Genomic DNA, 25,433 nt, shown 5'->3' with positions numbered 1-25,433 from the left:
TCAGTCCAGCTCCATCCAGACCAGACCGGCGCAATGCAGTCGAGAGTCCATTGAACTTCGCTGGACTCTGGACTGTGCTGAATGTATCCAGGTAACGGCGACCGACGCCGTTGTGGAGGGAATCATGGGTCGACTGCGGCGGAATACGCCACAGGGGGAGTGTGCGCACAGGACGTCTACGCATGTCGATTCAGCCGTCCCAAGTTGGTCTACTCTGCTCTGCAGTTGCCCCGCAGGTATCCGCGGAACTGCTGTGGCTATTGATTGGCCTGTCCCGTACCCGCGTCGGCTGGAACGGACGAAGGATGTGTTGTGGAGGGCGCAGGAGTAACCCCGGAAGGCGTGCCATGTCGCCCCAGTTCCCCGGCAGCTTCCACTCTCCTGGGAATAGAACTCCTTTTCGCGACCAGCAGAGGCATGGTTTGCGGTCCAAGGAAGTCGATTTTAAGAGAAGTAGATTTCAAAATCTGCCTCACCGGCCAGAAGTGCGGAGGAGCCTTTCCAGCCGGTTCGCGCCCTCCCGGCTCGATCACTGACAACCGGAGGAAGTCCGTACGCTGACAAGGGCGACTAAGGGCCGGCGGGTCATACGCTCAGAGAGTTCCGCAATCGCATGTTGGGCGGGTCGACTACCCACCTAGTGTCCGCGTCCAAAAGGGTCCGTTAGGCGGGTTCATCCTGCTTGGTTTCACGTGAAACGGGGGCGATCCTGTTTCACGTGAAACATGGATCCTTCAGTTCGGATCGCAGGGACACGACGCCAGGAGTGGCGCCCGGTTACGACAGCAGGGCCCCCGGCGCCGATTTCATACAGTAGTTCCTGGCCGGCAATGGCCTGCTGCAGCTCGCGGCCTACATCGAAGCGTACAGGGACGCAATTGCCCTAGGCGAAGCGATCTGGCCGCACAAGCAGCAAAACCAAGGGCCGCATCCTGTCCCACAGGAAGACCTGGCCCACCTAGTTCAAAAGGCGACCATCCCCAAGGCAGGCGACGCGCCCCCAAGGAGAGCGACCACCCCCGAGGCAGGCGACGCGCCCCCAAGGAGAGCGACCACCCCCGAGGCAGGCGACGCGCCCCCAAGGAGAGCGACCACCCCCAAGGCAGGCGACGCGCCCCCAAGGAGAGCGACCACCCCCAAGGAGAGCGACCACCCCCAAGGCAGGCGACGCGCCCCCAAGGAGAGCGACCACCCCCAAGGCAGGCGTCGGGCCACTCCAATGAGGGCGTTTCGCCCCCATTCACCTCATAGCGCTGCGCCGCAATTGTCTCGCCATGAAGTTGCGCGCACACGTACGAGAGCAGGCCGCGCCCAGGGCGGGATCGCAATCAGTATCCGTGCCGTCAACAGGTCCCGACGGCAGCTTGGGGTTACCTCGCCACCAGCACGAGTTCCGTCCCCAAACTGCAAGGACAACACTGAGACGCGGTTTGCCACCACTATAGAGACCGGGGCATCCCGGCAGCTGGGCCAAGGGCGGGGACAAGCGGAGAGTCCTCCACGGAAATCGGCGATACAGGCGGAACATCGTCAACGGCACACCATCACCACCAGCAAGAGCATGGGCGCCAACAAAAAGGAAGGTCTGTTTCACGTGAAACAGACCCTCCAGGGACTACGAAGCTGTCGGTGACCTAGCTGGGCGTCCCGGGCGTCAGGACATCCATGATGCGGTTCAGGTCCTCGACGCTGGCGAACTCAATGCTGACCCGTCCCTTGCGTGCGCCGAGGGAGATCTTGACATTCGTATCAAGGCGATCGGAGAGCGACGATGCCAGGTAATCCAGGCGCTCGTGGCGGGCGCCCGGTCGCGGGATGTTGTTCTTGGTCGGCGCGGCGGGGCTCTGATACAAAGTCACGGCTTCTTCGGTCGCCCGGACCGACATACCTTCCGAAACAATCTTCTGCGCCAGCCGCTCCATGGCCGCAGCATCCGGGAGTGCCAGCAATGCGCGTGCGTGGCCTGCCGAGATCACGTTTGCGGCAACACGACGCTGGACCAGCGGCGGAAGCTTCAGGAGACGGAGCGTGTTGGACACCTGGGGCCTTGAACGCCCGATCCGGTCCGCAAGCTGTTCGTGTGTGGTCCCGAAATCTTCAAGAAGCTGTTGGTAGGCCGCTGCCTCTTCGAGGGGATTCAGCTGGCTGCGGTGCAGGTTCTCCAGCAGAGCGTCGCGTAGAAGGTCATCATCGGTGGTGTCACGGACAATCGCGGGAATAGTTTCCAGCCCCGCGGCCTGTACTGCCCGCCAGCGGCGTTCACCCATGACGAGCTCGTAGGGCTCGCCACCCTCTTCGGTTGATGTACGGACCACAATTGGCTGGAGGACGCCGATTTCCCGGACAGAGTGCACCAGCTCGGCCATGTCGTCCTCATCGAAGACGGAACGGGGCTGTTTACGGTTGGGGTGGATGTCCGTGACCGGAATTTCGGCAAACCGGACACCGGGCACGTCCACGAGTTCAACGGCGTCTTTGTCGCGCTGCTCGGAAGATGACTCGAACGGCAACTGTTCGTCGGCGTTGGGCTCAGCAGGCTTGGCAGCAGCAGGTGAAGACTTCGGGGCAGCAGTCTTGCGGGCCGGTGCCTTCTTGGACGCAGCCGACCCGGCGCCGGCGCCAGCGCCAGAAGCGCCGTCAGCGCCGACAATCTCGGCGGCACCGTCGGCGCCGTCGGTCACGTCGTCTGCAGGAGCTTCAACAGTCGCAGCAGAGGACGCGCGGGTCTTGGCGGCCGCCTCGGAAACTGAGGCCTCGGGGACAGGAGTGTCCAGGAACGGCTCGGCGTCGGATGTCTTCTTGCGGGCTTCGGGAAAGAACAGATCCACAGGCCTGGATGGGGCGGCACCGTTTCCGGAGGCGCTGGCCGCGGCGGAACTTGGAATGAGTGCGCCAAGTCCACGGCCGAGGCCGCGTCGCTTATCGCTCATGGATAGATCCCTCCAGTGGAAGAGCCGGGATTCACCTGGCTCTGGTTAGTGCAATTCTTGAAAAGATTCTAACGTTCCGCGATTTCCGCTGCGGCTTCCAGATAGGACAGGGCACCGCTGGAAGAAGGGTCATACGTCATGACAGTCTGCTGGTAGCTCGGCGCTTCGGAAATACGGACCGAGCGCGGCACCACGGCACCGAGCACCTGCTGCGGGAAGTGCTCCCGGACCTCGGCTGCCACCTGGGCGGCGAGGTTGGTGCGGCCGTCATACATGGTCAGGAGAATCGTGGAGACAACCAGATCGGCGTTCAGGTGCTTTTGGATCATCTCGATGTTCTTCAGAAGCTGGCTGAGGCCCTCGAGCGCGTAGTACTCGCACTGGATCGGGATGAGGACTTCGCCGGCGGCGCAGAAGGCATTCACCGTCAGGAGTCCAAGGCTCGGCGGGCAGTCAATGAAGATGTAGTCCAGCCGCTCTTCGCCATTCTTGGCGCGCTCCTTGGAATACACATCGATGGCGCGGCGCAGCCGCTGCTCCCGGGCCACCAGGCTGACGAGTTCGATTTCGGCGCCGGCAAGGTGGATGGTGGCGGGAGCACAGATCAGGTTGTCAATGTCCGGGCACGGGGCCACAACGTCCTTCAGCGGGACATCATTGATCAGGACATCGTAGATGCTGTCGACGTCGGCGTGGTGCTCGATTCCCAGGGCAGTCGAGGCGTTGCCCTGCGGATCGATGTCGATCACGAGCACGTTCAGGCCGGCGGCCGCCAAGGCAGCGGCGATGTTTACGGTCGTCGTCGTCTTACCGACGCCGCCCTTCTGGTTGGAAACGGTGAAGATGCGGGTTTTCTCAGGCTTGGGCAACTTCCGGCCGAGCAACCGCTCGCGGCGCTTGTTTTCGTGCGCGAGCTCCCGGGCGATGGGACTGGAATCGTCAATGGAGTCCAGGACGTTGCCCGTGTGGGTAAGAGATGTTTCACGTGAAACACCGGCCATCCCGGAAGCCTTTGCAACCGAAGACGTGTGATTTCCGCCGAAGTCAAAAGCGGCTGAAGGAGCGGCAAACGCCCGTGCGGACCCCAGGGACATAAACGGCGGGATCCGTTGTGTGGAGGCCTCGCTACTGCTCACTATGACACGCTCACTCTCATTCGGCTTTTACTGCCGGTTACTAGCCTAACCTCTTCCCCTCAGACTCCCCGGGCACCGGGGCCGGTGCTAGGCAATCTTTTGAGGCTTGTTCACTACTATTCGGACAACAGTGGTGGGTTCCTCGAGCAGGTCCTCACCCACCACAACCACGGAAGTCTCAATGCCACCCAGCTTTCGGATAACCTTGGCGGCCTTTTCGATTTCCTCGCCGGCGCTGCGTCCCTTGATGGCAACAACTTCGCCCTTACCGGCCAGCAGCGGAATGGTCAAGCCCGCGAGATTGGACAGCGCGGATACCGCACGGGCAGTCACGACGTCGGCGTTCACGAGTCCCACAGCCAGTTCGGCACGGGTGCGCATGATGGTGACGTTCTCGAGGCCGAGATCATCCACAACTTCCTGGAGCCAGATGACACGGCGTTCCAGCGGTTCGATCAGGGTCAGTTCCAGATCCGGCCGGGCGATGGCCAGACACAGGCCGGGCAGTCCGGCCCCGCTGCCGACGTCGGCGACGTGGCTGCCGTGGGCAATCTGGCTCTCGATGACGGCGCAGTTGAGCACGTGCCGGCTCCACAGCCGCGGCACTTCGCGGGGACCAATCAGTCCCCGCTCGGTGCCGGATGTCGCCAGGTGTTCCACGTAGCGCTTAGCCAGGTCCAGGCGGTCACCAAAGATGGACTCTGCTGCTTTGAGTTCCGGAGCGGTAATTTCAACCATCAAGCTAGTCAACGGTTCAGTCTGCGGAAACAACGATGTGCCGGTCTGCGCCTTCGCCTTCGGACTCGCTGACGAGCCCCAAATCGGCGACGGCGTCGTGCACGATTTTGCGCTCATAGGCACTCATCGGAGCCAGGGCAACAGCCTCGCCGGATTCCTTGACCGCGGCGGCGGCGTCTTCGGCAATCTTCTGCAAGTCGCCGGCACGCTCGGCGCGGTAGCCGTTGATGTCCAGCACCAGCCTGGACCGGTTCTCGGTGGCGGACAGGACGGCGAGCCGCGTCAGCTCCTGGAGCGCCTCAAGGACTTCTCCGTCGCGGCCCACAAGGCCTTCCAGCCCGGCTGATTCCTCTTCGGCCACGATCGAGATGTACGTGCGCCCGTTGCGGACCTCGATGTCGATGTCGCCGTCGATGTCAGCGATGTCCAGCAGTTCCTCGAGGTAGTCCGCGGCGACGTCGCCCTCTTCTTCGAGGCGGCTGGCGGTGACGCTCTTGCCGGCGCCGGCCTCCGCACCCTTCGACGAGTCCTGCGACCCGTCCAGGACTGCCTCCTGGGCGTCGTCCCGGTCGTCCTCAAACTCGGCGGAAATAGCGTGTTCGGTGCTCTCGGCGGACATTACTTCCTCTTCCTGTTCTTACGTTGCGGCTGGACGCGCTGGGTCTTGGCTTCCACGGCGGTCGCAGCGGAGGCCTCCGCTGCCTCGGCGTCGGCCTTCTTTCCACCCAGGAGGGGCAGTGCGGGAAGGCCCCTGGCCGCCCGGCGCTCGGCGAGAGCCTTGGCGGCTGGGGAACCCGGCGTCGGCATCCGGCGGATCACGAAGAACTGCTGTCCCATGGTCCAGAGGTTGGTAGTGGTCCAGTAGATCAATACGCCGATGGGGAAGTTGATGCCACCCACGCCGAACACGATCGGCAGGATGTAGAGCATCATTTTCTGCTGGCGCATGAACGGGCTCGCCAGGGCCTCTTCGGACATGTTCTTGGCCATGATCTGCTTTTGCGTGATGAACTGCGAGGCCGTCATGGCCAGGATCATCACGATGGAGAGAATCCACACGGACGTTTGGTTGCCGCCGCCGCCGTGCAGCAGCGATGCCGAGAGCGGGGCACCGAAAATCGTGGACTGGTCGAACTGCACTACCTGCTCGTGGCTCATTGCCCCGATTCCCTCGCCCTTGTTGGCGGCCGCCGTGATGCCCGAAAGTACCTGGAAGAGCGCGAAGAAGAACGGCATCTGGATCAGCATGGGCAGGCAGGCCRAGAAGGGGTTGGTGCCGTGCTTCTTGTACAGGGCCATCTGTTCCTGCGCCATGGCCTGGCGGGACAGCTGGTCGGTCTTGCCCTTGTACTTGTCCTGCATTTTCTTCAGGTCCGGCTGCAGCAGCTGCATTCCACGCTGGGCCTTGATCTGCTTGACGAAGACGGGAATCAGGGCTGCGCGGATCACCAACACCAGCCCGATGATGGCAAAGGTCCACGTCCAGCCACTGGCCGCCGGCATGCCGATGGCGCTCAGCCCGTCGTGGAAGCCCACCATGATGGCTGAGACCAACCATTTGAACGGGGCCAAGAGTGTTCCAAAGATATCCATACGATTCCCTATTCGTCAGGCCGCAGTGCGGCCTTCTCCATCAGGCTGAGCAGCCAAGTACTTGTCCGGATTGTTCAGCACAACAATTGTGGGGGTGTGGTCGGCCGGCCATTCCCGGTGCCCGGCGGGGACATGGTCCACTCCGCCGGCATTCCATGGGTGGCAGCGCAACAGGCGCCTGGTAGCCAGCCAGCTTCCTTTCACGGCTCCGTGCACCGTGATCGCCTCAAGGGCATAGGCCGAGCAGGAGGGAAAGAAGCGGCAGACCTGGCCGTACAAGGGTGAAATCACCTTGCGGTAAGCCATCAGCAGCAGGATGAGGATGTTGCGGGGCAGGTTCCAGACGGCAGTGGCCAGCCGGCTCAGGACCGTTCCGGGCATTGCAACGAGCAGGCGGGGGACGACGGCGGCAGTTGAGTTACGCACGCGGGGTCCCTTCCTGTGTTGTCTCGTAAGAACCTGGTGATGCAGCCTGTGGAAGGCGGTTGCCCAGCCGTTTCATGGTCGTTTCCAACGCGGCGTCATAGTCGGCGAGCAACTGATCCCAGCTGGCCCCCGCCGCGGCGGGCAATGCCCGTACGACGATGGCGAACCCGCTGCCGTATTTCTGCAACGACAATGCACCGGCTTCTCTCAGTCTCCTCTTAACGAGGTTCCTGACAACAGCGTTCCCGACACTCTTGGAAACGATGAATCCGATCCGGCTTGGTTCATCGGCAGCCAGAGCTGCCGCATATAACACTACGTTCCGGCGTCCATTGCGGACACCGGAACGTACAGTTGTTGAAAAATCGGTTGATGTCCGCAGTCGGTTCCTGGTGGCTAGCACCGTTCAACTCGCACAGGGATACAGACCGACGAGTCAGTTATTTAGGCCGACAGTTCGGTGCGGCCCTTGCCACGACGGGCTGCCAGGATGGCACGGCCGGCACGGGTACGCATACGAAGGCGGAAGCCGTGCTTCTTGGCTCGACGGCGGTTATTCGGCTGAAAAGTCCGCTTGCTCACGTTAGTTACTCCAGTGGATCAAAGGTGCGCCCACCCGATCAAGGGGAAGAACTGGCCGACGCTAAGTTTTGGTATGTGCCACTTCCCTCGTAACTCGCACGACGCGGGCGTCGGGAAAGATTCAGATGAGGCGAAAAGCGTACACATGGGACTTCACAACGTTAGGGCTTGCCGCCCTCCAGAGTCAAACCGGCGGGGGTTCGGCAACCTTTCCCCAGCTGTGGCTAACCCACCTGCCAGCCTGTGGATGAAGTGCGTCACGCGCCCCGTTTGAGAACAACAACGGTGTAATTATCCACAGGACTGAACCCAGCTATCTTCTAGCGTTTTCATCCCCTACAGTGTCTCAGTAACCCCTTATCCACGGACTGTGCATAACCCTGTGGATTGAGCCGGGCCGGCGTACAGCTCCGGACCGCGTGGATGCACGTAATGCAGGCCAGCAAGTTTGAGGAACTGATTGATGACAGTAGACGAAGCCAACCAAGCCAACACTGTCGGAAGTTCCTGGCGGCGGGTTGTGAGCCTCCTGGAGAACGACCACCGTGTCTCTCCCCGGCAGCGCGGCTTCGTTATCCTCGCCCAGGCCCAGGGCCTGATCGGTTCCACCCTTCTGGTGGCCGTCCCCAATGAACTCACCCGCGAGGTACTGCAGACCCAGGTCAAGGAAGCGCTCGACGACGCGCTCCGCAGCGTTTTCTCGGACGAGATCCGCTGCGCGATCGACGTCGACACCGATCTGGTGCCCCTGCACACGGAACCCGAACCCGCCGTCGAACTTTCCCTGGCCGCCGACCCCACCGTGGAGCTGAAGCCGCAGCCGATGCTGCCGAGCACCTCCCACGAATTCGGCCGCCTCAATCCGAAGTACGTCTTCGACACCTTCGTGATCGGGTCCTCCAACCGGTTCGCCCATGCGGCGGCCGTGGCTGTGGCCGAAGCGCCGGCCAAGGCATACAACCCGCTGTTCATCTACGGCGACTCAGGACTGGGCAAAACCCATCTGCTGCACGCGATCGGCCACTATGCGCGCCGGCTCTACAGCGGGATCCGGGTCCGCTATGTCAACTCCGAGGAATTCACCAACGACTTCATCAACTCCATCCGCGACGATGAAGGCACCAGCTTCAAGACCACGTACCGCAACGTGGACGTGCTGCTGATCGACGACATCCAGTTCCTGGCCGGCAAGGACCGGACGCTGGAGGAGTTCTTCCACACATTCAATGCCCTGCACAACAACAACAAGCAGGTGGTCATCACCTCGGACCAGCCGCCGAAGCTGCTCGCCGGTTTCGAAGACCGCATGAAGTCGCGCTTCGAGTGGGGCCTGCTGACTGACATCCAGCCGCCCGAACTCGAGACCCGCATCGCGATCCTCCGGAAGAAGGCCCTCAGCGAAGGCCTTTCCGCCCCGGATGATGCCCTGGAATACATCGCCTCGAAGATCTCCAGCAATATCCGCGAGCTTGAGGGCGCCCTCATCCGCGTCACCGCCTTCGCCAGCCTGAACCGGCAGCCCGTCGATGTGGCCCTAGCCGAGATGGTCCTCAAGGACCTCATCACCGACGACGGTGCCCAGGAAATCACCTCGGCCCAGATCCTCACGCAGACAGCCGACTACTTCAAGCTCAGCATGGAAGAGCTCTGCAGCAAGTCGCGCACCCGCACGCTGGTGACGGCGCGGCAGATCGCCATGTACCTGTGCCGGGAACTCACCGATATGTCCCTGCCCAAGATCGGGCAGGAGCTGGGCGGCCGCGACCACACCACCGTGATCCACGCCGACCGCAAGATCCGCGAACTGATGGCCGAGCGCCGGGTCATCTACAACCAGGTGACCGAGCTGACCAACCGGATCAAGCAGCAGCAGCGCAATTCCTGAGCCGTCCCTCGGCGCACTCTTACCTTATTAACAGGGCCCTGTGGACAACCCTGTGGATACTTAAGGGGACAACCGCGGTTAATGGGCTTAAAACCCTTAAGGCGCCTGTGGATCGCCGAATCGGCCGAAAATCTTGTCCCCATCCACACCCTGTTTAAAACCTGCTCCACCCACAATCCATGAACAGGGCTTAACCGCGGATTTCCGAGGCCGGATCGAGTTATCCACAGTTTCCACAGCAGTTATTAACACTACTAATCCCAAGAAAATGAAATTCCCTCAAACAACAATCTCCTTCCCACCCCCGGACAGCGCCCAGGCCCGTTCCGGACCGGCGCAGGAGACCGGCCCCGCGAACAACACTGTTGTAAGCCGGGGATGGGAGAAACGCTCGCCTTGGGGCTAAGCTGTCTGCAGTGCGTCCGTCCCGGACATCTTTTGTGGTTCCCTACCGGGCCATGAGACCCGGGGTGGGCGGGCGATTCCCTTGTTGACGGCTTTCGGCATCCCTGCCGGGGTCCGCGGCAGCTTGAGCAGTTCCAGCTATTTTCAGCACTAACAGAAGCAATGAAAGGCGGCACCCTTCCGTGAAGTTCAGAGTCGAACGGGACGTCCTGGCAGAAGCCGTGACATGGACCGCCCGGTCGTTGTCTCCGCGGCCGCCTGTTCCCGTCCTTTCAGGCCTGCTCCTGAAGGCTGAAGCCGGCACCGTCAGCCTCTCGAGCTTCGATTACGAGACCTCCGCAAGGCTCGAAATCCCTGCTGACATCACCACCGAAGGCACCATCCTGGTCTCCGGCCGGCTGCTCGCGGACATCTGCCGCAGCCTTCCCTCCGCCCCCGTCGAGGTCGAGACCGATGGCAACAAGGTGACACTCACCTGCCGCCGAAGCAGCTTCCACCTAGCCACGATGCCCGAGGCCGAATACCCGCCGCTGCCGGCCCTGCCGACCATCAGCGGCACCGTTCCCGGAGATTCTTTTGCCCAGGCGGTTTCCCAGGTGATCATCGCGGCCAGCAAGGACGACACGCTGCCCATCCTGACCGGCGTGCGGATGGAAATTGAGGACGATCTCATCACCCTCCTGGCCACCGACCGCTACCGCCTGGCCATGCGCGAAGTCCCGTGGAAGCCGGTGACCCCGGGCATTTCCACCAGCGCCCTGGTCAAGGCCAAGACACTGAACGAAGTAGCCAAAACGCTTGGCAGCAGCGGCGACATCAACATCGCCCTGGCCGACGACGACAGCCGGCTGATCGGTTTCGAAAGCGGCGGCAGGACCACCACGTCGCTCCTGGTCGACGGGGACTACCCCAAGATCCGTTCGCTCTTCCCGGATTCCACGCCCATCCATGCCACCGTGCAGACCCAGGAACTGGTGGAGGCCGTGCGCCGCGTCTCGCTCGTGGCCGAGCGAAACACCCCTGTCCGGCTCGCCTTCACGCAGGGCCAGCTGCACCTGGACGCCGGCACCGGCGAGGACGCGCAGGCCTCCGAAGAGCTCGAAGCCCAGTTGTCCGGTGAGGACATCACGGTGGCCTTCAACCCGCACTACCTGATCGAGGGCTTGAGCGTCATCGAAACCAAGTTTGTGCGCTTCTCCTTCACCACCGCTCCCAAACCGGCCATGATCACGGCCCAGCAGGACGCCGAGGGCGAGGACCAGGGCGACTACCGCTACCTCGTCATGCCCGTCCGGCTGCCCAACTAACTCGCAGATAAGGCCGTTTTGAGTCCTCAAAACGGCCCCAGCTGCCAGTCAGTTCGGTGACGTCACCCCCGAAGTACCCCAGCGCAGAAAAGAGTTCATCCAATGCACATCGGACTAATCGGCCTTGGAAAAATGGGCTTCAACATGCGCGAACGCCTGCGCAACGGCGGGGTCGAGGTCACCGGATTTGACCGCAACCCCGACGTCACCGACGTCGCCAGCGTGGACGAACTCATCGCCGCGGTGCCGGCTCCGCGCGTCATCTGGGTCATGGTCCCCTCGGGCGACATCACCGACGCCGTGATCACCGAACTCGGCAACAAGCTCGACGCCGGCGACCTCGTGATCGACGGCGGCAACTCCCGGTTCACCGAGGACCAGAAGCACGGCGCCGCGCTGGCCGAAAAGGGCATCCGCTTCGCGGATTGCGGCGTATCCGGCGGAGTCTGGGGCCTCCAGAACGGCTACGGCCTCATGGCCGGCGGCGATGCCGCGGATATCGAGCGGGCCCTGCCGGTTTTCGACGCACTCCGTCCCGCCGGTGAGCGGGCCGACAGCTTTGTGCACGTGGGCGGCATCGGCGCGGGCCACTACGCCAAGATGGTCCACAACGGGATCGAATACGGCCTGATGCAGGCCTACGCCGAGGGGTACGAACTCTTGGCCGCCAAGGAAATCGTCGCTGATCTTCCCGGGACGTTCCGGGCCTGGCAGAAGGGCACGGTTGTCCGGTCCTGGCTCCTGGACCTCATGGTCAAGGCCCTCGACGAGGATCCCGGACTGGAATCGATCTCCGACTATGTCGAGGATTCCGGCGAGGGCCGCTGGACCGTCGAGGAGGCGATTGCCAACGCCGTGCCCGCACCGGCGATCACGGCTGCGCTGTTCGCCAGGTTCTCCTCCCGCGAGGACAACTCGCCCGCCATGAAGATGGTGTCCGCGCTGCGCCACCAGTTCGGCGGCCACGCGACACGGCCGGCCAAGTAATTCTGCCGGGCCAATTGATCTTGCGTGTGAAGTCCTGAATCCCGCGTGTACCTAGAAAAACTCTCGCTCACAGATTTCCGTAGCTACGCCCAGGTCGATCTCAGTTTTGAGCCCGGGGTCACCGTCCTGGTGGGCTCCAACGGCATCGGCAAGACCAACCTGATGGAAGCGATCGGCTATCTGGCCACGCTCAACTCGCACCGGGTCAGCACGGACGCGCCGCTGCTGCGGTTTGGTGCCGAACGGGCCATGATCCGGGCCAAGCTGGTCCGTGGCGAGCAGTCCACCGTGCTGGAACTGGAAATCAATGCGGCGCGGGCCAACCGGGGACGGATCAACCGGAGCAATCCTGTCCGCGCCAGGGACCTGCTCGGCATCTGCCAGACAGTGCTCTTCGCTCCGGAAGATCTGGCGCTGGTCAAGGGCGATCCGTCCAACCGCCGCCGTTTCCTGGACGAGCTCCTGGTCAGCCTCATGCCGCGCCACGCCGCGACCAGGAGTGACTATGACAGGGTCCTGAAGCAGCGCAACGCACTGCTCAAGTCGGRCCGCGCCGGAAAATTCAGTGCGGGCCATGAGGCAACGCTCGATGTCTGGGACCAGCACATGGCGCGGGCCGGGGCGGAACTGCTCCATGCGCGCCTCGAGCTGGTGGACCGCCTGCAACCTCACCTGAACAAGGCCTATGCGCAGCTCACCGACGGTTCCAAAGAGGCCTCTGCCGTGTACCGCTCCACGCTGCAGGACATCCTGGATGACGACGGCGCTTCGGCGGCGGCAGACGCCGGCGACGGCGCCGCGCCGTCAGAGGACCTCCGGCTGCTCTCGGTCGATCAGCTCGCAGACCGCTACATCCAGGCCTTCGCGGCAGCGCGCCGCAAGGAACTGGAACGGGGAATCTCGCTGGTGGGACCGCACCGCGACGAGCTTGAGCTTGTGCTGGGATCGGCGCCGGCCAAGGGCTACGCCTCGCATGGAGAAACGTGGTCCATGTGCCTGTCCCTGCGGCTGGCCTCCTACTACGTCATGCTCGACGACGCCCGCACCGGCGGGTCGCCTCCGATCCTGATCCTGGACGACGTGTTTGCCGAACTGGACGTCCAGCGGCGGCGTAAACTGGCCGCAATAGTATCCGGCGCCGAGCAAGTGCTGGTCACTGCCGCCGTCGAGGCCGACATCCCGGCGGAACTGACCGGACGGCGGGTGAAGGTCATCCCGGGAGGAATCGATGAGCAGGAAAATCGATGAATAAGGATACCGACGGCGGCCTGCAGCCGGGCCGTGATCCCGACGCCATTGATGCCGCGCAGGCCGCACTGAACAGGATGCGCGACGCTGCCGCGGCCCGTGGCGAAATCCGGCGCGCGGTTCCGCGATCGGGTACCAGCGCCCAGAAGCCGGCCCGCGCCGCGCGGGGAACCCGAGGATTCTCCCAGTTCCATGGCACCGGCAGGGATCCGCTGGGCTTGGGAAAGGTCGTGGGGCGTCTCGTGGCCGAGCGCGGCTGGAGCTCGCCCGTGGCCGTGGGCTCCGTGATGGCGCAGTGGGCCGTCCTGGTAGGCCCGGAAATTTCGGCGCACTGCACGCCTGAGAGTTTCACGGACACCACCTTGCACGTGCGGACCGATTCCACGGCCTGGGCCACCCAGCTGCGGCTGCTCAGCAGCAGCCTGCTGGAAAAATTCCGGACCGAGCTGGGCGAGGGCGTCGTCACCAGCATCCAGGTCCTCGGACCCGCCGCCCCAAGCTGGCGCAAGGGCCTCCGGACCGTCAACGGCCGCGGTCCGCGCGACACCTACGGATAGCCCAAAGCCGATCTCGTTCAGGGGATATGAAGCACTTCTTGCAAAAACCCTTGAAATATCCGCGAACGGCGTGTAGGGCGCTCGAACGCCCGGGAGCCGTATAGGAACCCTAGGGCTGGACCCTGAATGCCTTGCAGGGGGAGCCAGCGGCCTCCCAGCGGCACTTTCCCGCCCGTTTAGGGCCCTGGAATGCGGGTTTGGGTCCTATAACACGATAGAATCGATGTAGATAACTGGGCGCCGGTGAAGCGTTGACTGAGTCCGTTTCCGACGCAATTTCGGCGTGCGGCGGACGGGATCCCATGTCAGCGGAACACGCCGGCGCCGTCAGTGACGTGCCTGTTGGCAGGACCCTTTTCCACGGAAGAGGCAAGGGCCGGCCTTCAACGAACATAGAGGAGTCGAAAGCGCCTGTGGCTAACGACAATGCAGAGATCCCGGCAGTGGAAGACGTAGCGGAAGCGGTAGTGCCAGAGGCGGCGGCGTCGTCCGGGACCGCGACAACGCGCGAATACGGCGCCAGCGACATCACCGTACTTGAAGGCCTGGAAGCTGTCCGGAAACGTCCCGGCATGTACATCGGCTCCACCGGACCCCGCGGTTTGCACCACCTGGTCTACGAGGTGGTGGATAACTCGGTGGACGAGGCCCTGGCCGGCTACTGCACGCACATCGAGATCGTGCTGCAGGCCGACGGCGGGGTCAAGGTGGTCGACAACGGCCGCGGCATCCCCGTGGACATGCACCCCACTGAGCTCAAGCCCACGGTGGAGGTCGTCATGACGATCCTGCACGCCGGCGGCAAATTCGGTGGCGGCGGCTACGCCGTCTCCGGTGGCCTCCACGGCGTCGGCATCTCCGTGGTCAACGCGCTCTCCAGCCGTGTCGACACCGAGGTTCGCCGCCAGGGACACGTCTGGCGGATGTCCTTCGCCGACGGCGGCAAGCCCCAGGGCGGCCTGGTCCAGGGTGAGGAGACGTCCGAGACCGGCACCACGCAGACGTTCTACCCGGACGCCAGCATTTTCGAGACCACCTATTTCGATTTCGAAACCCTGCGTGCCCGCTTCCAGCAGATGGCCTTCCTCAACAAGGGCCTGCGGATCACGCTGACCGACGAGCGGAGCGCTCCGGCGGAACCGTCCGAGGACAACGACCTGGACCTGGACACCGTGCCCACCGAAGGTGAGGTCCCGGCGGAATTCCACACCGTGGTGTACCAGTACGACGACGGCCTGCTGGACTACGTCAAGCACCTGAACTCCGGCAAGAAGGTTGATGTGGTCCACGAGGACGTCATCGCCTTCGAGACCGAGGACACGGAACGGCACATTGCCCTGGAAATGGCGATGCAGTGGACCAACGCGTACTCCGAGAGCGTCCACACCTACGCCAACACGATCAACACGCACGAAGGTGGCACTCACGAAGAGGGCTTCCGCGCCGCGATGACCTCGCTCATCAACCGCTATGCGCGGGAGAAGAACATCATCAAGGAAAAGGAAGACAACCTCACCGGAGACGACATCCGCGAGGGCCTGACGGCTGTCATTTCAGTGAAGCTCTCGGAGCCACAGTTCGAGGGCCAGACCAAGACCAAGCTCGGCAACTCCGAGGTCAAGGGCTTTGTCCAGCGCGTGGTCACCGACGGGCTCGGCGACTGGCTCGAACGCAACCCCGGCCCCGCCCGGGACGTCATCCGCAAGGCCATCTCGGCAGCCCAGGCACGCATGGCCGCGCGGAAGGCCCGGGACAACGCCCGCCGCAAGAGCCCGCTGGAATCCTTCGGCATGCCCGGCAAGCTCTCTGACTGCTCCTCGAAGAACCCGGAACTGTGCGAGGTCTACATCGTGGAGGGTGACTCCGCCGGCGGTTCCGCCAAGCGCGGCCGCAACCCGGAGACCCAGGCCATCCTGCCGCTGCGCGGCAAGATCCTGAACGTGGAACGGGCCCGCCTGGACAAGGCGCTGGGTAATGCCGAGGTCCAGTCCATGATCACGGCCTTCGGCACCGGGATTGGCGAGGACTTCGACCTCGCCAAGCTGCGCTACCACAAGATCGTGCTCATGGCCGATGCCGACGTCGACGGCCAGCACATCACGACCCTGCTCATGACGCTGCTGTTCCGCTACATGCGCCCCCTGATCGAAAACGGCTACGTCTACCTGGCCCAGCCACCGCTGTACCGGATCAAGTGGTCCAATGCGCCGCACGACTACGTCTACAGCGACCGTGAACGTGACGCGAAGCTGCTCTCGGGCGCGGCCGCCGGCCGCCGTATTCCCAAGGACAACGGCATCCAGCGCTACAAGGGCCTCGGTGAAATGGACTACACGGAACTGTGGGACACCACCATGGACCCGGACCACCGGACCCTGCTGCAGGTCACGATGGACGATGCCCTGGCGGCGGACCAGATCTTCTCTGTCCTGATGGGCGAGGACGTTGAATCGCGCCGAAACTTCATTCAGCAGAACGCCAAGGACGTTCGGTTCCTGGACATTTAGCGGGCTTCCACGCCCCGAATATGCCCGGACTGATATATACCTGAAACGGAAAATATAGACTATGAGTGACGAAACACCCGAGGTGCCGGCCGGCTCCGAGCCCGTCCTTGAAGGCGCCATCCTCGACGGCGACGTTCTGACCGACCGCGTCGAGCAGGTGGACCTGCAGACCGAAATGCAGCGCTCCTACCTCGACTACGCTATGGCCGTGATCGTGGGCCGCGCCCTGCCGGATGTCCGCGACGGCCTCAAGCCCGTCCACCGCCGCGTGCTCTACGCGATGTTCGACGGCGGCTACCGCCCGGAGCGCTCCTTCAACAAGTGTGCCCGCGTCGTCGGCGAAGTCATGGGCCAGTACCACCCCCACGGCGACACAGCGATCTACGATGCCCTGGTCCGCCTGATCCAGGACTGGACCATGCGCTACCCGCTGGCGCTCGGACAGGGCAACTTCGGCTCTCCCGGCAACGATGGCGCGGCCGCCCCGCGGTACACCGAAACCAAGATGGCCCCGCTGGCCATGGAAATGGTCCGGGACATTGACGAGGAAACCGTCGACTTCCAGGACAACTACGACGGCAAGAACCAGGAACCCACCATCCTGCCGGCGCGGTTCCCGAACCTCCTGGTGAACGGTTCCTCCGGCATCGCCGTCGGCATGGCAACCAACATCCCGCCGCACAACCTCCGCGAAGTAGCCGACGGCGTCCAGTGGTACCTCGCGAACCCGACGGCCACCCGAGAGGAACTGCTCGAAGAACTCCTCCTGCGCATCAAGGGACCGGACTTCCCGACCGGCGCCACCATCCTCGGCCACAAGGGCATCGAGGATGCCTACCGCACCGGCCGCGGTTCCATCACCATGCGCGCGGTGGTCAGCGTCGAGGAACTCCAGGGCCGCACGTGCCTGGCGGTCACCGAACTGCCGTACCAGGCCAACCCGGACAACCTGGCCATCAAGATCGCCGAACTGGTCAGGGACGGCAAGATTTCCGGCATCGCCGACCTCCGCGATGAGACCTCGGGCCGCACGGGCCAGCGCCTGGTGATTGTGCTCAAGCGCGACGCCGTGGCGAAGGTGGTGCTGAACAACCTCTACAAGCACACCCAGCTGCAGGACAACTTCGCCGCCAACATGCTCGCGATTGTCGACGGCGTGCCGCGCACGCTGAGCCTCGACGCGTTCATCCGGCACTGGGTCACGCACCAGATGGACGTCATTGCCCGCCGCACCCGGTACCGGCTGAGGAAGGCGGAGGAGGAAGCGCACATCCTGCGGGCCCTGCTCAAGGCGCTGGATGCCCTCGATGAGGTCATTGCCCTGATCCGTGCGTCCACCACCACCGAAGCGGCCCGCGACGGGCTGATGGAACTGCTGGACATCGACGATGTGCAGGCCCGGGCCATCCTGGACATGCAGCTGCGCCGGCTTGCGGCCCTGGAGCGCCAGAGGATCCAGGACAAGCATGCCGAACTCGAGACCCTGATCACCGAGTACAACTCGATCTTGGCCTCCGAGGAGCGCCAGCGCGAGATCATCAGTACCGAACTGGCCGAAATCGTCGCCAAGCACGGCGACGACCGCCGCACCAAGGTGCTCATGGGCTTCGACGGCGACATGTCGATGGAGGACCTGATCCCCGAAGAGGAAATGGTGGTTACCATTACCCGCGGCGGATACGTCAAGCGCACCCGCAGCGACAACTACCGCTCCCAGCAGCGCGGCGGTAAGGGCATCAAGGGCGCCCAGCTGCGCGGCGACGACGTCGTCGAGCACTTCTTCGTCACCACCACGCACCACTGGCTGCTCTTCTTCACGAACCTCGGACGCGTCTACCGGGCCAAGGCCTACGAGCTCGCCGAAGCCGGACGCGACGCCAAGGGCCAGCACGTGGCCAACCTGCTGGCCTTCCAGCCGGATGAGCACATCGCCCAGGTGCTGGACCTTCGGGACTACCAGCACGCCCCGTACCTGGTGCTCGCCACGAAGCGCGGCCTGGTCAAGAAGACCCGGCTGGAGGACTACGACACCAACCGGTCCGCCGGCGTGATCGCGATCAACCTGCGCGACGGCGACGAGCTCGTCTCGGCCCAGCTGGTCTCCGAAACCGACGACCTCATGCTGGTCTCCCGCAAGGGCCAGTCGGTCCGTTTCACCGCGACAGATGATGCGCTGCGCCCGATGGGCCGCGCCACCTCCGGTGTGACGGGCATGAAGTTCCGGGAGGACGATGAACTGCTCGCGGCCGACGTCGTCAAGGACGGCTCGTTCGTCTTCATCGTCACCGAGGGTGGATTCGCCAAGCGGACCGCAGTGGAGGAATACCGGCTCCAGGGCCGCGGCGGTCTCGGCATCAAGGTCGGCAAGTACCAGGAAGAACGCGGGCACCTCGTGGGCGCCCTCATTGTCCAGGAAGAGGACGAAGTCCTGGTGGTCATGGAGGGCGGCAAGGTGGTCCGCTCTTCGGTCACCGGTGTGCCGGCCAAGGGCCGCGACACCATGGGCGTGATCTTTGCCAAGCCGGACAAGAACGACCGCATCATCGCCGTTGCACGAAACAGCGAACGCGGGCTGGAAAGCGAGGACTTGGCCGACGGCGAAGCGGCGGGTGAGGACGCAGAAAATCGGGCTTCCTCGCCGGATGACGTAACGTTGGCTGAAGATGGCGGACAGCAGGACGAGTCCGCAACGGCAGAATCAGTACCGGCCCCGGAGTCAGATGAGTCATCAGGCAATGCCGAGCTGGACGAAGACAACACCGGAGGTAACGAGTGAGTAATTCCGACTCATATCCCAAGCCGAGCAGCGGCGTGCCGGGCGGGGTGCGGCAACCCGCCGCTGCGCCGCGCGTAGGCGCCCCCTCGCGTCCGCAGCAGCGCCCCGGCGTGTCCGGCGCAGCCACCGGAATGGGACAGCGTCCCCCCGCCCCCGGCCAGCGCCCCACGGTCCCCGGTCAGCGCCCCACGGTCCCCGGTCAGCGCCCCGCCCAGGCGGGCGGCCAGGGCGGGCTGATCAAGCCGGCACCCAAGGCCAAGGTGCGCCGTGCCAGGCTGCTGGTCAGCAAGGTGGACCCCTGGTCCGTGCTGAAGATGGCCTTCCTGCTCTCTGTGGCCCTGGGCATCGTCACCGTCGTGGCGGCGATCGTGCTCTGGACCGTCCTGGACCTGACCGGGATCTTTGACCAGGTGGACAGCCTGCTGGGTACCCTCGCCGGCTCCGAGGGAGGCGGCTTTGAATTGAAGAAGGTGGCATCCCTGGGACAGGTGGCGTCCTTCGCGACCATCATCGCCGTGATCAACGTGGTGCTGCTGACCGCCCTGTCGATGCTTTCCGCGGTGCTGTACAACATTGCCGCGACGCTCGTGGGCGGCATCGGCGTGACCCTCACGGACGACTAATTCCCGTACTTTTCCCCGGAATTCCGCGGGAAAAAGCCTCGATTTGAGATCGGGCCGGGATGTGCTGTACAGTCATATCTCGGCCCGATGAGGCATCGGGGCGTATAGCTCAGGCGGTTAGAGCGCTTCGCTGATAACGAAGAGGTCCCAGGTTCAAGTCCTGGTACGCCCACGGAACCTGTACTGGTTCTGGCAGAGGTTAGTGAAGGTTCGTCGAAGACTGAACCGGAACGGGGTGCATGTGAAGAAGTTGCTGGTTATCGCAGCCACGGTCGCAGGCGTCCTCCTCTACAGGAAAGTGCAGGAATCCGAAGCCCGGAAAGTGATCTGGAGCAATTCAACCGATACGGTTGACTAGCCCGGAGCCTGGGGATCGACGCTGGAGATCAGCGCTCCGGTCCTAGGGTATGATTGACGGGTTGCTTCTTATGGGGGCATGGCGCAATTGGTAGCGCACCTGCTTTGCAASCAGGGGGTTCGGGGTTCGAGTCCCCGTGCCTCCACCATAGGAAAAGCCCCGGACCGCGGAAACGCGGTCCGGGGCTTTTTGCATACGCTTTTGTATACGCTTTTTGCATGCGCGGCGGGCACGGCAGGAGCCTGTCCCCTCACTCCTTCGGTTTGGCGTAGTCGGCCATCCCTTGCCAGTCGATGTACACATACGGCTCGTCGCCGAGCACCCAGGCGTCATGCCCCGGCGGGATGACGCCGAAGTCGCCGGGACCGAATTCGAGTTCTTCGCCGTCGTCCATGACCACCTTAATGCGGCCGGAAATCGTGTACCCGATGTGGCTGGCCATGCAGCTGTCCGTCTTGGCGATCGGCTTGACGTGATCCGACCATTTCCAGCCCGGAAGGAACGTGGCCCGCCCAACGGGGCCGGAGTCGAGGTTGACGAGGTCCACCCGGCCCATGCCTTGGGCTACAGGACGTGATTCTTCTGGTTCGTCCAGGCTCTTGCGAATCATTGACGCCATGATGGTCTCCTTCTTCGATATTGGCGAGATCGGGATGTGAGACCGCGACTTAAGGTTGGCACCGGGCCCTACGCCGGTCAAGGCATAGGCACAGCTATGGGGACGGCATAGGTCCAGGCCGCAGTAAGGGCGCCGAGGTCCGTCCCATTAGTGTTGGAGCGTGAACTTCTTCCTCGCAGCCGTGGGTGTACTGGGCGTGGCGTCCTCCGGGCCTCTCATCGCCGCCACACTGGGTGCCACATCGGTCAGCGCCCTCGCCATTGCCTTCTGGCGCAACGCCATTGGAGCAGTCGTGATGGCCGGCCCGGTGGTGGTCCGCAATCCGCGCCAGTTCACAAGCGTCACCGGAGCCGAGTTCCGCTGGTCGCTCGCCGCGGCGGTGGCCCTGGCCCTGCACTTTGCCTGCTTCATCACCTCCCTGCAGTTGACGTCGGTCGCGGCGGCGACGGCACTGGTGTGCCTGCAGTCCGGCTGGATCGCGATCTTCCAGCTCTTCCGGGGAGTCCGGCTCCGTTGGCCGGTCCTGGTGGGGCTGGGGTTGGCTTTCGGCGGTGTCGTGACGATCACCGGGTTTGATATGGGCACCTCGCCGGGGGCGCTCGTGGGCGATCTCCTGGCGGTCGCCGGCGGAGCCCTGGCGGGCATCTACACGCTCGCGGGAGGCAAGGCGCGGCAGAGCATGGGCACCGGCGTCTACACCACCCTGTGTTACGGCATGTGCGCCGCGATTGTGGCGGTCCTGGCGCTGTTCGTAGGGGCACCGCTGGCAGGGTTCGACTCCGGCGGCTGGCTGGGAATCCTGGCCATTACTGTGTGCGCACAACTGGTGGGGCACACGGCCTTCAACCACTTGCTGGCGACCATGAGCCCGCTGCTCGTCTCCATGATCATCCTGCTGGAAATTCCGGGCGCAGCACTCTTGGCCGCGGCGTTCCTGGGCGAGACGCTGCCGGCCGGAACCTATGCCGGACTGGCGATGATCCTGGTAGGGCTCGCCGTCGTTCTCCTGGGCCAGCGCGGCTCAGGCTCCGCCATGGGCGCTGCAAAGGGGCGCACAGCGGAGGGGGCCGGCCCGGAGCGGCTGGCGGAGCTCGGCACCGACTAGGCCGCTGTTATTGGCCGCCGCGGCGGGCTGGCTGGGCAGTGTTGACCGTGTGGATGGCGCGGAGCAGTTTCGCCGGGAAATAGACCGAGAAGAAGACAACCATGGGTGCCTTCAAGGCCATCTTCTTGACGTTGTGGGCCTTGTACGTGCGGTCAAAGCGCGTCACGTAGTACCGGTAGTCCCGTGGCGAGTCCTCGAGCCGCCGGGCCGACATCCCCGAGACCATCTGCGGCCAGTACTGGATCCGGAGCTCGTGCTCGGCCAAATGCAGCGACAGATCAATGTCCTCGTGCATCTCGTCCCGCTCGTCCCGGCAGGATTCTGCACGGATGGCTTCCCAGGCAGAGCGGCGGAGCGCCATGTTGGAGCCGAAAAGAAAGTGATACTGGTGCTTAGCCAGCCTGAGCATCAGCTGGCGCATCCTGTCGTCTGCTTTGAGCCCGAACCGGCGCAGGGGCATGTCGTAGTAGACCACCGGGCCGGTCGCAGCGTGGACGGATTCGTCGGCGAACGCTTCCTGGACTTGCTCCACCCAGTCCGGTTCCAGTACGGAATCGGCGTCAATCCTGCCGAGGATATCGCCGGTGGCATGGTCCAGACCGAAATTGCGTGTCGGGATGAGCCCCTGCTCACGGTCCTGGCTGAGCAGGATGATCGGACTCTCCGGGTACTCCAGCTGCATCTGCCGCACGATCTCCGCCGTGCGGTCCTTGGACATGTTGTCCACGACGATGATTTCGTGGGCGGGCACTGACTGGTAGACCGCGGCGATCAGGCACTGCCGGATGACGCTTTCCTCGTTGTACGCCGGGATCACAACAGATACAGCCGGCGGCGGAGCAACGAGCATGGCATCTTGGGGTGATCTATGGGGTGACATCACCACAAATTTAGCACCTAGCCTGCCGTTTGAAGCCGGACGGCGGCGCGGCGACGGGCATGGCGGATGAACAAAAGGAGGGATCCCGCCCGGCGGCGGAATCCCTCCCTGGGAGAGTTGCCAGCCGGAATTAGTTGGCCGGCTTGTCGGTGCCGTTGTTCAGGCTGGCCGCGATGTTGCGAACGGCCGTCTTGGCATCGGTGGCAACCTTGGCGGCGGCGTCCGCGGCGGTGCCGGCAGCATCCTTGGCCGCCTCCGTTGCCTTGTCCGCCGCGGCAGCCACGGAACCGGCTGCATCCTTGGAAGCATCGGCCGCGGAGTCCGCTGCATCAACGGCTGCGGAGCCAGCCTTGTCGGCGGCGTCCTTCAGCGTTTCGCCGGCAGGGGTGGCCGCGGGGGCCGGCGTTACCGGCGTCGGAACCTTCCACGGGTCCTCCACCGGCCGGGACGCCTTCCAAGCGGCGACGCCGGCGGCAACTGCGGCAGCGATGACGGCGAAAATCAGCAGGCCGCGGTGCTTGGGCTTCTGCTGCTTGGCGAGCTTGGCATTCGCGGTCTTGCTGACCTCGTTGGCGGCCGCCTTGATGTTCTTTCCGGCCTTCTTTGCGTGTCCCTTGGCAGTCTCGGCCTGCGCCTGGACGGTGTGGACCACGCCGGAATCAACAAGCTTCTGTGCAACGGCGTCCACGTGGGCCGGGGCATTTTCCAGTGTGCGGTGGACAACGACGGAAGCCTGCCCGATCTGGTCGGAAAGCCTGGGAAGATACTCGACAACCACCCGGTCGCGTGCGTTGAGGATCACCGGTGCTGCCTTGTCCACAGCGTCGTGCAGGCGCGGAGGGGTGCTTTCCGCGACCTCATGGATCTTCGGCGCAAGCTGGGCCAGGCCATCCTGAAGGCGCGGGGTAACCGTGGCAACGCTGCCGGCCAGATTGTGGGCCGCCGACTTGAGCCCCTCCTGGATCTTGGGAGAGGCGGTATCCAGCCCGTGCTGCAGGCGGGGAACAGCCCAATTCACGGCAGCCTCAACCCGCGGGGATGCCCAATCCTTGGCGATGTCTACTCCAGTGCTGACTGACTGCTCCAGGTCACGGGCAATACGATCCGTTTTCTTCACAACTACCTCCCGATTAATGTGACGGTTCTGCTGTTAGCCTACGTGTCTAGGAACGCACCGGCTATTCTTCAGACCGATTTCCAGTGGATTTCACCCAGCGCGGAACTGACTGTGCGGCCCTATACGGGCAGAGCCGTCATGGAAGAATAGGCCCTATGACTGCCAACGCAACAGCAAAAGCCACCATCCACACGAGCCTCGGCGACATCGTCGTCAACCTCTACGGCAACCACGCGCCGAAGACCGTCGACAACTTCGTCGGGCTGGCCACCGGTGAGAAGGCCTGGACCCACCCGGAATCGGGCGAGGACAAGACCGGCACGCCGCTCTACAACGGCACCATCTTCCACCGCATCATCAAAGACTTCATGATCCAGGCCGGGGATCCCCTGGGCCGTGGCACGGGCGGACCGGGCTACACGTTCGACGACGAAATCCACCCGGAACTGACGTTTAACGAGCCCTACAAGCTGGCCATGGCCAACGCCGGTGTCCAGATGGGCCGCGGCACCAACGGTTCGCAGTTCTTTATCACCACCATCCCCACCGGCTGGCTGCAGGGCAAGCACAGCATCTTCGGTGAAGTTGCAGATGACGACTCCAAGAAGGTCGTCGACGCGATCGAGGGCGTCCGCACCGGCATGGGCGACCGCCCCGTCGAGGATGTCACCATCAACAGCATTGATATCGAAAAGCTCTAGCACCACATCATGAGCTACGGAATTCCGGCGGCTGAGCCGTCCGCGGAGGTCCCGGTATGCCCCAGGCACCCGGACCGGCCCGCCTATGTGCGCTGCCAGCGGTGCGGGCGCCCGGCGTGCCCCGACTGCCAGCGGGCGGCCGCCGTCGGATTCCAATGCGTTGACTGTGTCAACGAAACCAAGCGCACGACGCCGGCCGTCAGGACCGTCTACGGCGGCGCCGTCACCGCCGGCAAGCCCGTCGTCACTTACGTGATCATCGGGCTGTGCGCCCTTGTCTATGCATTGCAATGGATTGTTCCCAATGACGGGATCTATCAGCAACTGGCCTACGCGCCCGCCCTGACGGACAGTGAACCCTGGCGGATGCTCACCTCGGCGTTCCTGCACTCACAGGGATTCCTGCTCCACATTGTGCTGAACATGTACACGTTGTGGATCTTCGGCCAGATCCTTGAGCCGCTGCTCGGCCACGCCCGCTTCCTCGCGATCTACCTGCTCTCGGCCGTCGGCGGCTCGGCGGGCTTCCTCCTGCTGACCCCGGTTTATCCCCTGAACGGCCCCGTGGGCCTCGTAGGCGCCTCCGGCGCCATCTTCGGACTGTTCGGCGCCCTGCTGGTGGTCCAGCGTCAACGCGGCGGAGACGTGCGCCAACTCCTGGTCCTGATAGCCATCAACGGCGTCGTCGGCTTCATGGTCCCCCAGATCGCCTGGCAGGCCCACCTCGGCGGCCTCGTCACCGGTGCGCTGAGTGCCGCTGTCATCGCCTACACCCCCCGCGGCCCCCGGCAGACCCTGCTGCAGGCCATCGGCCTCGTCGGTGTCCTTGCCGTTGTGATCGTCGCGTCTGTCGTCCGAATGGCCGGCGCCGCCGTCTAGCCCGCTCCTGGAGATCTCCTCTGCGGAGATGTTCCCAGCATGATATTTCCAGCCGTAGCCTGCTGCCTGGGACC

23 protein-coding genes and 2 tRNA genes are annotated in these 25,433 nt (G+C 63.9%); 14 read left to right on the top strand and 11 right to left on the bottom strand.

The window, feature by feature from the left end:
• Positions 1-1,634: 1,634 nt before the first annotated feature.
• The 8 genes from AB4089_RS10235 to rpmH all read right to left on the bottom strand — a co-directional run bounded on the left by AB4089_RS10235 (position 1,635) and on the right by rpmH (position 7,405).
• On the bottom strand, positions 1,635-2,930 hold the full coding sequence (locus AB4089_RS10235; protein ID WP_441409174.1) for a ParB/RepB/Spo0J family partition protein: 1,296 nt from the start codon (positions 2,928-2,930) through the stop codon (positions 1,635-1,637).
• A gap of 68 nt (positions 2,931-2,998) precedes the next feature.
• Positions 2,999-4,066, bottom strand: coding sequence for a ParA family protein (locus AB4089_RS10230; RefSeq protein WP_441409173.1), 1,068 nt, complete (start codon positions 4,064-4,066; stop codon positions 2,999-3,001).
• 87 nt (positions 4,067-4,153) lie between these two features.
• Positions 4,154-4,804: a 16S rRNA (guanine(527)-N(7))-methyltransferase RsmG gene (rsmG, locus tag AB4089_RS10225; protein ID WP_441409172.1), complete on the bottom strand. Its 651-nt coding sequence runs from the start codon at positions 4,802-4,804 to the stop codon at positions 4,154-4,156.
• Between the two features lie 16 nt (positions 4,805-4,820).
• Positions 4,821-5,423 carry a Jag family protein gene (locus AB4089_RS10220; protein ID WP_441409171.1) on the bottom strand — a complete coding sequence of 201 codons (603 nt, stop codon included), beginning with the start codon at positions 5,421-5,423 and terminating at the stop codon, positions 4,821-4,823.
• Complete coding sequence (gene yidC / locus AB4089_RS10215; RefSeq protein ID WP_441409170.1) at positions 5,423-6,397, bottom strand: membrane protein insertase YidC; 975 nt, start codon at positions 6,395-6,397, stop codon at positions 5,423-5,425. The genes AB4089_RS10220 and yidC overlap by 1 nt, the downstream gene beginning before the upstream one ends.
• 15 nt (positions 6,398-6,412) lie before the next feature.
• Entirely contained in the window at positions 6,413-6,823 is a 411-nt protein-coding gene (gene yidD / locus AB4089_RS10210; RefSeq protein ID WP_441409169.1) for a membrane protein insertion efficiency factor YidD, read from the bottom strand.
• Entirely contained in the window at positions 6,816-7,226 is a 411-nt protein-coding gene (gene rnpA, locus AB4089_RS10205) for a ribonuclease P protein component (RefSeq protein WP_441409168.1), read from the bottom strand. Before rnpA ends, yidD begins: the two co-directional genes overlap by 8 nt.
• Before the next feature lie 41 nt (positions 7,227-7,267).
• On the bottom strand, positions 7,268-7,405 hold the full coding sequence (gene rpmH, locus AB4089_RS10200) for a 50S ribosomal protein L34 (protein ID WP_003800212.1): 138 nt from the start codon (positions 7,403-7,405) through the stop codon (positions 7,268-7,270).
• A 463-nt stretch (positions 7,406-7,868) separates the two neighbouring features.
• On the opposite strand from rpmH, the gene dnaA reads away from it, so the two are divergent.
• The 11 genes from dnaA to AB4089_RS10145 all read left to right on the top strand — a co-directional run bounded on the left by dnaA (position 7,869) and on the right by AB4089_RS10145 (position 20,206).
• On the top strand, positions 7,869-9,290 hold the full coding sequence (dnaA, locus tag AB4089_RS10195; protein ID WP_018775671.1) for a chromosomal replication initiator protein DnaA: 1,422 nt from the start codon (positions 7,869-7,871) through the stop codon (positions 9,288-9,290).
• Between the two features lie 587 nt (positions 9,291-9,877).
• Positions 9,878-11,002 (top strand): DNA polymerase III subunit beta, encoded by a 1,125-nt coding sequence (gene dnaN, locus AB4089_RS10190; RefSeq protein ID WP_441409167.1) that lies wholly within the window; start codon positions 9,878-9,880, stop codon positions 11,000-11,002.
• 102 nt (positions 11,003-11,104) lie between these two features.
• Positions 11,105-11,989: a phosphogluconate dehydrogenase (NAD(+)-dependent, decarboxylating) gene (gene gnd, locus AB4089_RS10185; RefSeq protein WP_441409166.1), complete on the top strand. Its 885-nt coding sequence runs from the start codon at positions 11,105-11,107 to the stop codon at positions 11,987-11,989.
• A gap of 45 nt (positions 11,990-12,034) precedes the next feature.
• Positions 12,035-13,237 carry a DNA replication/repair protein RecF gene (gene recF / locus AB4089_RS10180; RefSeq protein ID WP_441409165.1) on the top strand — a complete coding sequence of 401 codons (1,203 nt, stop codon included), beginning with the start codon at positions 12,035-12,037 and terminating at the stop codon, positions 13,235-13,237.
• Positions 13,234-13,794, top strand: a complete 561-nt coding sequence (locus AB4089_RS10175; RefSeq protein ID WP_441409164.1) for a DUF721 domain-containing protein — start codon at positions 13,234-13,236, stop codon at positions 13,792-13,794. The genes recF and AB4089_RS10175 overlap by 4 nt, the downstream gene beginning before the upstream one ends.
• A 413-nt stretch (positions 13,795-14,207) precedes the next feature.
• The gene (gyrB, locus tag AB4089_RS10170) at positions 14,208-16,301 is read left to right on the top strand and encodes a DNA topoisomerase (ATP-hydrolyzing) subunit B (RefSeq protein ID WP_441409163.1); all 2,094 of its coding nucleotides are present in this window, start codon (positions 14,208-14,210) and stop codon (positions 16,299-16,301) included.
• A gap of 61 nt (positions 16,302-16,362) precedes the next feature.
• A complete protein-coding gene (gene gyrA / locus AB4089_RS10165) occupies positions 16,363-19,077 on the top strand; it encodes a DNA gyrase subunit A (RefSeq protein ID WP_441409162.1) in 2,715 nt (904 codons plus the stop codon).
• On the top strand, positions 19,074-19,700 hold the full coding sequence (locus AB4089_RS10160) for a DUF3566 domain-containing protein (RefSeq protein WP_441409161.1): 627 nt from the start codon (positions 19,074-19,076) through the stop codon (positions 19,698-19,700). The genes gyrA and AB4089_RS10160 overlap by 4 nt, the downstream gene beginning before the upstream one ends.
• A gap of 98 nt (positions 19,701-19,798) precedes the next feature.
• A tRNA-Ile gene (locus AB4089_RS10155) sits at positions 19,799-19,872 on the top strand.
• A gap of 30 nt (positions 19,873-19,902) precedes the next feature.
• On the top strand, positions 19,903-20,058 hold the full coding sequence (locus AB4089_RS10150; RefSeq protein WP_441409160.1) for a DLW-39 family protein: 156 nt from the start codon (positions 19,903-19,905) through the stop codon (positions 20,056-20,058).
• Positions 20,059-20,130: 72 nt separating this feature from the next.
• Positions 20,131-20,206, top strand: a tRNA-Ala gene (locus tag AB4089_RS10145).
• Between the two features lie 102 nt (positions 20,207-20,308).
• Here the strand turns inward: AB4089_RS10145 and AB4089_RS10140 are convergent.
• Entirely contained in the window at positions 20,309-20,677 is a 369-nt protein-coding gene (locus AB4089_RS10140; protein ID WP_441409159.1) for a cupin domain-containing protein, read from the bottom strand.
• A gap of 160 nt (positions 20,678-20,837) precedes the next feature.
• Here AB4089_RS10140 and AB4089_RS10135 point away from each other — a divergent pair, with 160 nt between their 5' ends.
• Entirely contained in the window at positions 20,838-21,782 is a 945-nt protein-coding gene (locus tag AB4089_RS10135) for a DMT family transporter (RefSeq protein ID WP_441409158.1), read from the top strand.
• Positions 21,783-21,789: 7 nt separating this feature from the next.
• Here the strand turns inward: AB4089_RS10135 and AB4089_RS10130 are convergent, their stop codons facing one another.
• Together AB4089_RS10130 and AB4089_RS10125 are read right to left on the bottom strand one after the other, a co-directional pair.
• Positions 21,790-22,662 (bottom strand): glycosyltransferase, encoded by an 873-nt coding sequence (locus tag AB4089_RS10130; RefSeq protein WP_441409157.1) that lies wholly within the window; start codon positions 22,660-22,662, stop codon positions 21,790-21,792.
• A gap of 130 nt (positions 22,663-22,792) precedes the next feature.
• Complete coding sequence (locus AB4089_RS10125) at positions 22,793-23,779, bottom strand: hypothetical protein (RefSeq protein WP_441409156.1); 987 nt, start codon at positions 23,777-23,779, stop codon at positions 22,793-22,795.
• Positions 23,780-23,934: 155 nt separating this feature from the next.
• On the opposite strand from AB4089_RS10125, the gene AB4089_RS10120 reads away from it, so the two are divergent.
• Both AB4089_RS10120 and AB4089_RS10115 read left to right on the top strand, forming a co-directional pair.
• Positions 23,935-24,480 (top strand): peptidylprolyl isomerase, encoded by a 546-nt coding sequence (locus tag AB4089_RS10120; RefSeq protein ID WP_441409155.1) that lies wholly within the window; start codon positions 23,935-23,937, stop codon positions 24,478-24,480.
• 9 nt (positions 24,481-24,489) lie between these two features.
• Positions 24,490-25,359 (top strand): rhomboid family intramembrane serine protease, encoded by an 870-nt coding sequence (locus AB4089_RS10115; RefSeq protein WP_441409154.1) that lies wholly within the window; start codon positions 24,490-24,492, stop codon positions 25,357-25,359.
• Positions 25,360-25,433 lie beyond the last annotated feature (74 nt).

Origin of the sequence: Arthrobacter sp. 2MCAF15, from assembly GCF_052115605.1 — a bacterium.
Classification (GTDB): domain Bacteria; phylum Actinomycetota; class Actinomycetes; order Actinomycetales; family Micrococcaceae; genus Arthrobacter.
Note: the sequence above shows the minus strand (reverse complement) of the source record. Positions and strands in the feature narration are given on the sequence as shown.